Source organism: Dyella sp. C9, assembly GCF_003332825.1.
GTDB lineage: Bacteria > Pseudomonadota > Gammaproteobacteria > Xanthomonadales > Rhodanobacteraceae > Dyella.
Genome location: NZ_QIRF01000018.1, coordinates 27,833 through 40,320, shown reverse-complemented (window position 1 = coordinate 40,320; position 12,488 = coordinate 27,833). Strand labels below are relative to the sequence as shown.

Genomic DNA, 12,488 nt, shown 5'->3' with positions numbered 1-12,488 from the left:
CTCAGGCGGCGCGCAGGTCCTCGAGCAGCTCGCCGTAACGGAGTACTTCGTACTCGTGGGCGCGGTCGCGCCAGGTTTCGGCGAGCGCCGCGTCGTACCAGCGGCGCATCGACGGCAATGCCAGCATGCGCGCCGCATAGTCCTTGGCGGGCCCCTCCAGCGGCAGGCCATAGGTCTGCACGCGAAACACCACTGGGGCGTAGAACGCGTCCACCGCGGTGAAGTGCGCACCAGCCAGGAACGGGCCGCCGAAGCGCGCCAGCCCTTCGTTCCACAGCTCGTTGATGCGCGTGATGTCGGCCTGCAAGGCCGGCCCCACGTCCCGCAGGCGCACGCGCAGGCCGCAGCTCATGCCGCATTGCTCACGCAGCGTGGCGAAGCCGGAATGCATTTCCGCCGCGGCACTGCGGGCCCAGGCGCGCGCGATGCGATCGGACGGCCATACGGCCGGATGTTCCTCGGCCAGGTACTCCACGATGGCCAGGGAATCCCACACCACGGTGTCGCCATCGCTCAGGCACGGCACGCGACCGTTCGGTGAGAAGCGGCGAAATGCCTGCCAGTTGGAGCCTTCTGCGAATACCACCTGCTCTTCGACGAACGGAATGCCCAGCTCGCTCATCAGCACCCAGGGACGCAACGACCACGAGGAATAGTTCTTGTTGGCGACGTAAAGCAATGGCATCGACGGTCTCCAGCCGGTGGATGTCAGGTATCGAGAATCAGCAGCGTACCGCGACTGCCGGGCAGCACGGCGTGCCGCACGCCGGCAGGCACCACGCACAGTTCGCCGGTGCCGACGCGCTGCTGCTGGCCGTCCACAGCCAGCAGCATCTCGCCGTCGAGCACCAGCAGCCCTTCGGCATAGTCATGGCACTCCTCCGGGTAGGCAGCAGCATCCATGCGCAGCAGCTTCAGGTTGGCATCGCCGAAGCGAGCCAGTACCTGGGAGTTCCATGCACGCGGCAAGGCCCGCGCCAAGTCGGTCAAGCGTATCGGCTCCATCAACTCATCCTTGTTTGGCCGGCGTGGCGACGATCGGAGCCGCGGGGCTCGGCGGCCGCCGGCGTGCGTTGGCCAGCACCACGCCGCCCACGGTGATCGCACCACCCAGCAGGGTCAGCAGCGTCGGGCGCTCGCCCAGCCAGACCCAGCCGATCAGCACGGCAATCGGCGGCGAGAAGTAGATGAAGCTGCTCACCTGCGAGGCCGAGGCGCGGTGCAGCGCGGCGTTCCACGCGATGTAGCCGATGAAGGTGGGCGCGATGCCCAGCCATACCAGCGCGTAGATATGGGAGGCCGGCGCCGCGGCCAGCGCATGCGGCAGTCCCAGGCCGAACGGCAGCGCGCCCAGCGTGGCGGCGAAGAAGGTGAAACCGGTCACGCCCAGCATGCCGTTGCGCACGAAGAACGGTTTCTGCCCCACGAAGAACACCGCCGAGGCCAGCACGCTCACCAGCACCAGGGCCGCCATCGGCTCGACCTTGACCTGCTTGCCGCTGGTCAGCACCACTGTCACCACACCGACCAGGGCCACGCCAAGGCCAGCCAGCGTGCGCCGCGAAAGGCGCTCGCGCAGCCAGATGGCCGACAGCGCCGCGGTGGTAGCCGGTACCAGCGAGATCAGGATCGCCGCGGTACCGCTGGCGACCCGGGTTTCGGCAGTGTTGAGGCACAGGTGATAGACGGTCAGGCCGACCACGCCGAGCGCAGCCAGCGCCGGCCAGTCCCGTCGCGCCGGCAATGGCACGCGGCGTACGACCAGCAACACGGCGAAGCACAGGGAGCCGATGGCCAGGCGCGCCAGCGCCACTTCGCCTGGCGTGAACGAGGCCAGCGCATAGGCGATTGCAGCATAGGCCGACGACCAGGTGAGCAGGGCGATGCCGATATAGCTGAGGGCACGCCCGTCCAGGCGTTCCGGGGTTTGCATGGGGAGGGTCCGGGTGGGGAACGTGGGCATCGTAAGGCTGATGTTGACGCGCTTGAATGATGAATCAGCGTAGGATCCGGATATTTCGCCGCGGATCGAAATGTGAGATGAGCGCTATCGCCTTTGAATCGAAACCGATCTGGGATGCCACCGATTGGTTGCTGCTGGAGGCCCTCCAGCAGGACGCCCGCCTGGGTTACGCCGAACTGGGCCGCAAGGTGCGGCTATCAGCGCCTGCCGTGGCCGAGCGGGTGAAGCGGCTGGAGGAAGCCGGGGTGATCACCGGCTACCGCGCCGTGGTGAACCACCGCCGGCTCGGCTACGACATCGACGCCATGATCCGCCTGCGCTGCGACGGCGGCATCTGCGCCCGGGTGGGCTCGCTGGTGGCCGACATCCCGGAGGTGCTGGACTGCCGCCGCCTGGCCGGCGAGGACTCGGCCCTGCTGCGCGTGGTGGCCATGTCCATCGCCCACCTGGAGGCCGTGCTCGACCGCCTGCTGAAGATCCACCCCAGCATCAGCACCACGACCCTGGTGGTCCTGCAGACCCCGCACGAGAACCGGCCGCTGACCCGGGCTATGTGGCAGTCCGGGCGGGCCACCGTGCAGGACTGACCCATCCGAAGCCCCTGCAAAGTGTGATGCGTATCACATGTCGAAACATACACATGCCAGATGCCACCCTGCAGGCCCGTCCGAGTGCCTGGCTTCACTTCCGCTTACGCGTGCGCACAGGTGAAATAGAGAGAACAACAAGGATTTACCTCACTCCACGTGAGGCAAGATCGGTTAAAGGGGTCGGCGCAATCCGATTGGGTTAGCATGCGCCAGGGGCGGGGCCGTACGCGACATGGTGGAGCCCCCTGAACCATTCACGCGACAGGAGCCGCACCGGCGAAGGATGCCCTGTCCAGCAAGGGGTTGGATATGCGAAAGGGAACGGGGGGCACTTTCTGGCTCTGCCAGATCGCGATTGCCACCATCTACGCCTTGGGTGTGTCGCTCTTCCGCGAGCTGTCCATCTCCCACTGGCTCATACTGTGCGGCCTGCACATGTCAGTGCTGTTGCTCGCGCCCTATCGCTACTGGGCGGCGCTTTGCGCAGGCGAGATATTGTCGCTGGCTTACCTGAGCGTGAGTTGCGCTGCTGATTTCGGCACGCTCTGGGCGATCTGCAACCTCGTGCCCTCCATGTTTGGCACCATGCCGGTGGTTTATCTCTACCGAGAGCGCTGGCCCATTCTCAAGCGCAGCGGCGCCATCAACGCAAGCGCCCTGCTCTGCTGCGCGCTGCTGGTGTCGGCCGTCCGCACCGCCATCAGCATCGGCCTGATGTCCATCACCCACCTGCCGAGCGACTACCCGCCGGTCAACTATGGCTTCCTCGCCAGCCAGTGGATGCTTGGCAATTACATGGGGGCGCTGACCATCGTGCCGTTCGTGCTGGTGCTGCACCAGACGCTGCGCAATTCGCCGTGGAGAGGGCTGGCGAAACGCTTCATCGCAAGTCGCATGGCGATCGAATGCGTGCTGCTGCTGGTGCCCACGCTGGCCTTCCTCGTTGCACTGGGGTTGAACTCGTCCCCGGCGACGAACACGCGGCAGCTTGCGCAGGTAGCGATGTTCCTGCCGGTCGTGTGGCTCACCTTGCGCTACGGCTGGCAGGGCGCGGCCATCGGCAGCATGCTCGCCAACCTGGCAGTGATCGCGCTGATGCCCAAGATGTTCGATCCGAACACGCTCAATGCGCAGATATTCATCGCGTTCACCATCACCACCATGCTGATCATGGGCGAGCGCATTGGAGCGCTCAATATCCAGGCGCAACAAGAGCGTACCGACATGCGCCTGGCACTGGCACTGGCCCAACGCAACATGCACCAGGGCGAAGTGCAGCTGCGCATGACCTCTCAGGCGCTGGAGCAGGTGCGAGAGACCGTGCATGCGGTTTACAACGTGATGCTCGGACGGTTGCGCCACTCGGCGCCGGTATTCGATGATCGTAGTTACCGGCGCCAGGCGCTGGTTGCACAGGATCAGCTGTATCGACTGGCAGACAGCCTGTGTCCGGTGACCTGGCGTGAACGTGGCTTGCCGGGCGTCCTGCGCGAGGGGCCGATCGCCCGCGTACTGGACGAGAGCGGCGTGTCCTACTGGTGCGACCTGCGCGGTCCGGTGAGCACGCTTTCCGCCACGATCAACCTGACCATCTACCGGCTGGTCTGTGAAGCCGTGGCTGACGGTTGTGCACGTCGCGACGTCAGCGACGTGCGTGTGCAGGTACGCTGCGGCCTGCGCGGCGAACGCCGCTGGTGCGTCGTGCGCATCAATCTGCGCTCCCGGCCGGAGCAGCTGTCGTCGGTGCGCTGGGATGACCTGCTGCCGCGCGTGCTGCGCACAGCCACTGGCCTGGGCTGGCCGGCCATTGAGGACCGCGCCGCGACATTCGAAGGCAGGGCCCGCGAGCATCTCATTTCAGCCGGCCGCTGCATCAGCGTGATTCTGTACGATCCCGATCAGCCTGGCAGCGCCTAACGCAGCCAGGCTGATCCGGACACGTCATTACTGGACGTGGTTATTGCACTGCACCGGATCACAAGACGACGTGGCCGCGGCTGACACAGCGGACACGGCCGACAGCTTCACCGTGCCATCCGTCTGCGTGGTGGCGGTCACCTGCACTGCGTTGTCCTGGTACACCGTGGTCGGTGCAGTGGCGGGCTGCGCGGTGGTGGTCACGGCGGCAGGCTGCTGCGGCGTGGTGACCAATTGCGAGAACGCACCGATCGGCAGCGTGATGAACTGGCCGTTGGACGTGCCGACGGCGCCGATCACATTGCCATTGAGGTCATTGACCTGGATGTACTTCACGCCACCGAGCGTGAACACATAGGCGTGCCAGTTCGGGCTGGCGCTGACATCCGTGGTATTCGGCCAGGCCTGGCCCAGGCCCGTGGCCGCCGGCTGAGCCGCCAGTGCAGCACCCGACATCCCTGCGAACAGAAGCACTGCGAGCGCGGCACGGCGCAGATGGATCCTTGTCATGGTCATTCCCCTTTCGGTTTGGTGTTGACGCCCCGAGGCGTTCGGCGAATGTAGCACCAGGACACAGGCAAACTGCCTGCTGCATCACGACTTTTGACCCTGCGCCCCCCTGCTCCGGCCGGCCCATCGAAAAACCTGCCTAGTACTTTTGTCACGGTCGCCCCGGGGCAGCGATGCGCATACTCGGGTTTCGTTACATCGATCCAATCGCCGTCCAGGGGAGTTGCATGCGTCGTCTGTGGGTTCTGTTGTTGGGTACTGGCCTGATCCTGTCACCCTGTCCCTCACTGCTGGCCAAGGATGCGCCCGCCGATAAATCCGCCGCCAGCAAGGACGAGGACGTCCAGGCCCCCAGCACCGAGACGGCCGTGCGCACCCGGCACAGCGTCAGCATCGCAGGTCGTTCGGTGAGCTATACGGCCACCGCCGGTGCGCTGGTGATTCGCGACGACAAGGGCCAGCCCCAGGCCAGCGTGTTCTACGTGGCCTATACGGTGGACAACGGCAAGCCGGAAAAGCGGCCGGTCACCTTCCTCTACAACGGTGGCCCCGGTTCCTCCAGCATGTGGCTGCACATGGGCTCGTTCGCGCCCGTACGCATCGAGACGGCCAGTCCCGACGCGACCGCGCCGGCGCCGTACAAGCTGGTCGCCAACAATGACAGCCTGCTGGACAAGACCGACCTGGTCTTCATCGATGCCGTGGGCACCGGCTACTCTCGTCCGCTCGGCAAGGCCGAGGGCAAGGATTTCTGGGGCGTGGACCAGGACATCTCCGCCTTCAGCCGCGCGATCCAGCGCTACGTCACCCTCAACAACCGCTGGAACTCGCCCAAGTTCCTCTACGGTGAAAGCTACGGCACCACCCGCTCCGCCGCGCTGGTCGACGCGTTGCAGGACAAGGGCATGTACTTCAACGGCGTCGTGCTGATGTCCTCGATCCTCAACTACGGCGTGCGCATGCCTGGCTACGACGAGATGTACGTCGGCTACGTGCCCAGCTACGCGGCCGCCGCGTGGTATCACAACAAGCTGGCCAACAAGCCGGCCGACCTCAAGACGTATCTCGACCAGGTGCGCGCGTTCGCCAACGGGCCGTATGCGAGCGCACTGGCCAAGGGACAGGACGTGCCGTCTGCCGAGGCCGATGCCGTCGCGCGCCAGCTCGCCGCCTATACCGGCCTGCCGGTGGACTACATCAAGCAGGCGAACCTGCGCGTGGATCCTTCGCGCTTCCGCAAGGAGCTGTTGCGTGGCGAGCGCCGCACCATCGGCCGCTATGACGCGCGCTTCGAAGGCGTGGACGAGGATGCGGCGGGCGAAGTGCCCGGCTACGACGCCTCCGATACCGGCATCAGCGGCGCCTTCGTCACCGCCTTCCACGACTACGTGACCGGCCAGCTCAACTACCACAGCGACCTGGACTACCGCCCCACCTTTGGCGACATCAACAAGGACTGGGACTGGAAGCACCAGGCCGCCGACATCAAGCGTCCGTTGCCGACCGCCTATGTGGCTGGCGACCTGGCGCACGCGATGCGCACCAACCCGCACCTGCAGGTGCTGTCGGTGAACGGTTACTACGACTTCGCCACGCCGTTCTTCATCACCGAATACGACCTGTCGCACATGAATCTGGAGCCCTCGCTGCGCGGAAATCTCCATTTCCTGTACTACCCGTCGGGCCACATGATCTACCTGAACACCGAGGCGCTGAAGCAGCTCAAGGGTGACCTGGCTCGCTACTACGACGACACCACGCACTCCTGATGACTGCCCGAGACTCCCGCATGCGCCAGCCTTCCATTGCCTCGCTCGCCCTCGCCATCACGCTCGCGCTGGGTACCATGCCCTTGCACGCCGCCGACACCCCGCCGAAGGACGCGCCCAAGGCGCAGTCCGACCAGGCTGACAAAGACAAGGACAAGGCCGCCGACGAACGGCCGGTTCCTGCCGACCGCACGGTGGTGACCAGGCACAGCGTGCGCGTCGGCGGCCGCACCATCAGCTATACCGCCACCGCCGGCCGCATGCTGATCCGCGACGACAAGGGCAAGCCCACGGTGAGCTTCTTCTACGTCGCCTACACCGTCGACGGCGGCAAGAACAGCAAGCGGCCGGTGACGTTCTTCTACAACGGCGGCCCGGGCTCCTCGTCGATGTGGCTGCACATGGGCTCGTTCGGCCCGGTGCGCGTGGCCAACGACGGCGACAAGCCGGTGCCCCCCGCGCCTTATCACTGGGTGCCCAACGAATACAGCCTGCTCGACAAGAGCGACCTGGTCTTCATCGATGCGCCGGGCACCGGCTATTCGCAGCTGGTGGGCAAGACCGAGGGCAAGGACGTGTGGGGCGTGGACCAGGACGCCGATGCGTTCACCCGCCTCATCACCCGCTATGTCAGTGTCAACAACCGCTGGAATTCGCCCAAGTTCCTGTTCGGCGAAAGCTACGGCACCACCCGCTCGGCGGTGCTGGTGAAGTCGCTGCAGGAGGCCGGCATGGAGTTCAACGGCGTAGTGCTGATGTCCTCCATCCTCGACTTCTCGGTGGCGGCGCCCGGCATCGACCACGGCTACATCATGAACCTGCCCACCGAGGCGGCGATTGCCTGGTACCACAACAAGGTGCCGAACAAGCCGGCCGACATCGGCAGCTTCCTCGCCGAAGTGCGCCGCTTCGCCTCCACCGACTACACGCTGGCGCTGGCCAAGGGCGACGCCATCGAGCCGGCCGAAGCCGACCGCATCGCCAACCAGATGAGCCGCTACCTCGGCCTGTCGCCGCAGTACATCAAGGACGCCAACCTGCGCGTTGGCCCCAGCCGCTTCCGCAAGGAGCTGCTGCGCGACCAGCGTCTCACAGTTGGACGTCTGGACGGCCGCTTCCAGGGCATCGACCCGGATGCCGCCGGCGAGGTGCCCGACGGCGACACCGCCAGCGATGCCATCACCGGTGCCTACGTGGCAACGTTCAACCAGTACGCCGCGAACGAACTCAAGTTCACCGAGGACACGCCCTACCTGCCCAACAACTATGCCGCCATCGGCAAGAGCTGGGACTGGAAGCGCAAGAAGAACGGCGGCTGGCTGCAGGCGACCTACGTGGCCGACGACCTCGGCGACGCCATGCGCCGCAACCCGCACCTGAAGGTATTTTCGGCCAATGGCTACTATGATCTGGCCACCCCGTTCTACGCCACCGAGTTCGACCTGGGCCACATGGGCCTGGAACCGGCGCAGCGCAAGAACATCACCTTCGGCTTCTCCCCCTCGGGCCACATGATCTACCTGGACCAGCCGTCGCTGGAGCAGGCCAAGGCCGACCTGTCCCGCTTCTACGACGACGCAGCACCGTGAGCAAACTCCCTCCCCCGCATACCCCCGACGACAACGAAGCCTCGCTGCAGGACCCGTCGCGCCGCCGCCTGCGCGGCGGCCTGGCGCTGACCGGTGCCGCGCTGGCGCTGGGCACTACCGAGGCGCTGGCCGGCGATCGCGCCGCGGGCGCGGCCACCGGCACGGCCGCGCCGACCGCGCTGGATGAAGCGCTGCGCAAGCACATCCAGCGGGTGGTGGTGATCTACTGCGAGAACCGCAGCTTCAACAACCTGTTCGCCAACTTCCCGGGCGTGGAGAAGCCGCTCAGCGCGCTCAAGCCCGAGCAGTACGCGCAGCGCGACCGTGACGGTTCGGTGCTCAAGACCCTGCCGCCGATCTGGCACGGCCTGGCGCCGCACAAGCAGACGGTGAACCATCGCGAATACCAGGTGATGCAGGACGATCTCACCGGCCTGCCCAATGCGCCGTGGGCGCTGCGCACCGGCAAGGGCGAGCCGCTTCCGCACGGCGTGGTCACGCGCGACCTGGTGCATGCGTTCTACGAGAACCAGCGCCAGATCAACGGTGGCCGCAACGACGGTTTCGTCGCCTGGGGCGACACCGGCGCGATGGTGATGGGCCATTACGAGGACAGCGCCGCCAACCTGCGCCTGTGGCAGCTCGCACGCCAGTACACGCTGTGCGACAACTGGTTCATGGGTGCGTTCGGTGGCTCGTTCCTCAACCACCAGTACCTGGTAGCCGCGCAGCCGCCGTTCTATCCGGACGCGGACAAAAGCCCCGCGCAGTTCAACATCGCCGTGACCGAAAGCGGCCGCGCCGACGACACGCGCCTGAAGCTCTCCGAGGAGTCGCCGGCCAGTGCCATGCAGGGCCGGGCGAAGTTCGCCTCGCGCAGCCAGCTCACGCCCGATTTCTGGGCGGTGAACACCATGATGCCGCCCTACCAGCCCACCAGCACGCAATCGGACAAGAATCCGCTGCTGGCCAGCGCGGACAGCCCCAACACGCTGCCGCCGCAGGTACACAAGTCCATCGGCGACGTGCTCTCCGGCGCGGGCGTGGACTGGGCCTGGTACGCCGGCGCCTGGCAGCTGGCGCTGGATGGCAAGGGCGACGGCGACGAGCACCAGTTCCCGCAGCGCCCCAATTTCCAGATCCATCACCAGCCGCTGAACTACTTCAAGAGTTTCGCGCCTGGCACCGAGGCTCGCGCAAGGCACCTGCGCGACGCCGGCATCGGCGAGACCTCGGCCACCAACCACTTCCTTGCCGACATCGAAGCCGATCGCCTGCCCACGGTGAGCTTCTACAAGCCGCAGGGCGACCTGAACATGCACGCCGGCTACTCGGACGTGGACACCGGCGATCGCCATGTCATGGCCGTCGTCAACGCACTGCAGAAGTCGCCGTCGTGGCAGCACACGCTGGTGGTGATTACCTTCGACGAGAACGGTGGCTGGTGGGACCACGTCGCACCGCCCAAGGGCGACCGCTGGGGCCCGGGTTCGCGCATTCCGGCGCTGGTGGTTTCGCCGTTCGCGAAGAAGGGCCACGTGGACCACACCATCTACGACACCGGCTCGATCGCCCGCTTCCTCACGCGTCGCTTCGGGCTGGAGAAATTGCCCGGTCTCAGCATGCGCGAGCAGGCGATGATCGCGGCGGGTGGGCCGCCGCCGGGCGATCTCACCAACGCCCTCGAATTCGGCGTTGCCTGAACCACCGCCACGCCACCCGCGCCCACGGCCGGGTGGCGTGCCGCAAGCCCACGATCTGCTAACGAACGCGGTGTGATACTCCGGCCCACTGTCACCGGAGGACTCCCATGCGCCGCCCCACCATCCTCGTTGCCTGCCTGCTGCTGGCCTGCGCTGCCGGTGCCGTCCAGGCCCAGTCCGGACTGGGCCTGATCGCGAACCAGGCGCAGAACTCGATGAAGAACTTCGACATCGCCGACAAGAACCACGACGGCCTGTTGACCAAGGAAGAGGCCGAGAACGGGCCGGTGCCGTTCATCCGTGCGCACTTCGACGAGATCGACAAGAACCACCGCGGCGTGGTGTCCAAGCAGGACGTGGCCGACTACGTCCGCTCCATGCAGAACCCCGCTCCGGCGACAGCCGGCTCGACCCACTGATTTCTTGCGGCGGTGGCCGGGACGCCACGCGCGTCCCGCCACCAGCCCGCGTGCATGACCACCGGGACCGGCGGCCCGGCGCCGGTCGATGGCATACTCGGCGTTCCTGCTGATGGAGTTTCCCCCGATGCGTCCCTTCCACGCCCTCGCCTTCGGCGCGCTCGCGCTGCCGCTGAGCGCCCTTGCCGCCGACCCGCACTCCTATGCCCAGCCCGACCAGGTGCGCGTCACCCACCTGGACCTGGACCTCAAGGTCGATTTCCCGCACAAGCAGCTCGACGGCCAGGCCACGCTGAAGCTGGATTGGAAGGATCCCAAGGCGCAGTCGCTGGTGCTCGATACGCGCGACCTGAAGATCGCCAGCGTGGAAGGCATCGATGCGGCCGGCAAGGCCAGCGCGCTGAAGTACGCCCTGGCGCCGAGCGACAAGGAGCTGGGCTCCAAGCTCACCATCACCACGCCGCAGCATCCGGCCCAGGTGCGCATCGTCTACACCACGGTGCCGACCGCGTCGGGCCTGCAGTGGCTGACGCCGGAGCAGACCGCCGACAAGAAGCTGCCCTTCATGTTCTCGCAGTCCGAATCGATCCACGCGCGCTCGTGGGTGCCGCTGCAGGATTCGCCGGCGATCCGCTTCACCTATAGCGCCCACGTCACCGCACCGAAGGACGTGCGCGTGGTGATGAGCGCCATCAACGACGCCAACCACCCGCTCGACGGCGACTTCTCGTTCAACCAGCCGCATCCGATCCCCTCGTACCTGCTGGCGATCGCCGCGGGCGACATCGCGGCGAAGGAAACCGGCCCGCGTTCGGCCGTCTATGCCGAGCCCAGCATCGTGGGCAAGGCCGCGCACGAGTTCGAGGACACCGAGAAACTGATCAAGACGGCCGAGTCGCTGTACGGCCCGTATGCCTGGGGGCGCTACGACCTGCTGGTGCTGCCGCCGTCGTTCCCGTTCGGCGGCATGGAAAACCCGAACATGACCTTCGCCACGCCGACCCTGCTGGTGGGCGACAAGAGCCTGGTCTCGGTGATCTCGCATGAGCTGGCGCACTCGTGGTCCGGCAACCTGGTGACCAGCGCCGCCTGGCGCGACATCTGGCTCAACGAGGGCTTCACCACCTACGTGCAGGGCCGCATCACCGAGGCGGTCTACGGCAAGACGCTGGCCGACGAGGAGGCGCTGATCTCCGCGCGCGGCCTGCAGAAGTCGCTCAAGGACATCCCGGAAAATGCCCAGCGCCTGGCCCCCAAGCCCGGCATCGGCGCCGACGATTCGATCTCCGAAGTGCCCTATGACAAGGGCTCGTGGTTCCTGCGCACGCTGGAGCAGCGCTTCGGCCGCGAGACCTTCGATGCCTACCTGAAGGGCTACTTCGCGCACTTCGCCTTCCAGAGCATCACCACCGAGCAGATGCTCGACTACCTGAAGGCCAACCTGTTCGACAAGAACCCCGGCAAGATGAGCTGGGATGAAGTGAAGCAGTGGGTCTACGACCCGGGCATCCCGAAGGATGCGCCGCTGCCCGACTCGCCGCGCTTCGATGCGATCGACAAGGAGCGCGCCTCGTTCCTCGCCGGCTCGCTGGCCGCCGGCAAGCTCGACGCCAAGGGCTGGAACACGCAGGAATGGATGTACTTCCTCGACGGCCTGCCGGACGTGACGCCGCTGGACAAGATCAAGCAGCTCGATGCCGCCTGGCATCTCACCGGCACGCCCAATGCCGAGATCGGCATGCGCTGGTACAGCCATGCCATCGCCGCCGGCGACAAGGACGTGTGGAGCGCCGCCGCCGAGCACATGACCCGCATCGGCCGCCTGTACCTGACCATGCCGCTGTACAAGGCCTTCGTGAAAACGCCCGAAGGCCTCGCCTATGCCCAGCAGGTCTACGCCAAGGCCAAGCCGGGCTACCACCCGCTGACCCAGCAGGCGGTGGAAGCGCTGTTCGCCAAGGCCCAGAAGACGGCCAAGTAAGCCGCACGCGCGCCTCCTTGCAAAAGGGGGCGCGCGCCGCCATCGAA

The 12,488-nt window shown here is 66.3% G+C and carries 11 protein-coding genes; 7 read left to right on the top strand and 4 right to left on the bottom strand.

The features are described from left to right. Position 1 precedes the first annotated feature (1 nt). Genes DVU99_RS16910 through DVU99_RS16900 form a run of 3 tightly spaced genes read right to left on the bottom strand, consistent with a single transcriptional unit; the run spans position 2 to position 1,933 of the window. Positions 2 to 685, bottom strand: coding sequence for a glutathione S-transferase family protein (locus tag DVU99_RS16910; protein ID WP_114241402.1), 684 nt, complete (start codon positions 683 to 685; stop codon positions 2 to 4). A 23-nt stretch (positions 686 to 708) separates the two neighbouring features. Next, on the bottom strand, positions 709 to 1,005 hold the full coding sequence (locus DVU99_RS16905; protein WP_114241401.1) for a cupin domain-containing protein: 297 nt from the start codon (positions 1,003 to 1,005) through the stop codon (positions 709 to 711). A 4-nt stretch (positions 1,006 to 1,009) separates the two neighbouring features. Next, the gene (locus DVU99_RS16900; RefSeq protein WP_114241400.1) at positions 1,010 to 1,933 is read right to left on the bottom strand and encodes a DMT family transporter; all 924 of its coding nucleotides are present in this window, start codon (positions 1,931 to 1,933) and stop codon (positions 1,010 to 1,012) included. A 107-nt stretch (positions 1,934 to 2,040) separates the two neighbouring features. Here DVU99_RS16900 and DVU99_RS16895 point away from each other — a divergent pair, with 107 nt between their 5' ends. Next, a complete protein-coding gene (locus tag DVU99_RS16895; protein WP_114241399.1) occupies positions 2,041 to 2,550 on the top strand; it encodes an Lrp/AsnC family transcriptional regulator in 510 nt (169 codons plus the stop codon). Between the two features lie 312 nt (positions 2,551 to 2,862). Continuing rightward, positions 2,863 to 4,470 carry an MASE1 domain-containing protein gene (locus DVU99_RS16890; protein ID WP_114241398.1) on the top strand — a complete coding sequence of 536 codons (1,608 nt, stop codon included), beginning with the start codon at positions 2,863 to 2,865 and terminating at the stop codon, positions 4,468 to 4,470. Positions 4,471 to 4,497: 27 nt separating this feature from the next. Here DVU99_RS16890 and DVU99_RS16885 read toward each other — a convergent pair whose 3' ends face one another. Then, the gene (locus DVU99_RS16885; protein ID WP_232823637.1) at positions 4,498 to 4,980 is read right to left on the bottom strand and encodes a hypothetical protein; all 483 of its coding nucleotides are present in this window, start codon (positions 4,978 to 4,980) and stop codon (positions 4,498 to 4,500) included. A gap of 227 nt (positions 4,981 to 5,207) precedes the next feature. Between DVU99_RS16885 and DVU99_RS16880 the strand changes: the two genes are divergently transcribed. From DVU99_RS16880 to DVU99_RS16860, 5 genes are all read left to right on the top strand, one after another. After that, a complete protein-coding gene (locus tag DVU99_RS16880; RefSeq protein ID WP_114241397.1) occupies positions 5,208 to 6,749 on the top strand; it encodes a S10 family peptidase in 1,542 nt (513 codons plus the stop codon). 20 nt (positions 6,750 to 6,769) lie between these two features. Continuing rightward, a complete protein-coding gene (locus DVU99_RS16875) occupies positions 6,770 to 8,338 on the top strand; it encodes a S10 family peptidase (RefSeq protein WP_114241396.1) in 1,569 nt (522 codons plus the stop codon). Continuing rightward, the gene (acpA, locus tag DVU99_RS16870) at positions 8,335 to 10,041 is read left to right on the top strand and encodes an acid phosphatase (protein WP_114241395.1); all 1,707 of its coding nucleotides are present in this window, start codon (positions 8,335 to 8,337) and stop codon (positions 10,039 to 10,041) included. The genes DVU99_RS16875 and acpA overlap by 4 nt, the downstream gene beginning before the upstream one ends. 107 nt (positions 10,042 to 10,148) lie before the next feature. Next, complete coding sequence (locus DVU99_RS16865; RefSeq protein ID WP_114241394.1) at positions 10,149 to 10,460, top strand: EF-hand domain-containing protein; 312 nt, start codon at positions 10,149 to 10,151, stop codon at positions 10,458 to 10,460. A gap of 127 nt (positions 10,461 to 10,587) precedes the next feature. Beyond that, a complete protein-coding gene (locus DVU99_RS16860; RefSeq protein ID WP_114241444.1) occupies positions 10,588 to 12,441 on the top strand; it encodes a M1 family metallopeptidase in 1,854 nt (617 codons plus the stop codon). Positions 12,442 to 12,488 lie beyond the last annotated feature (47 nt).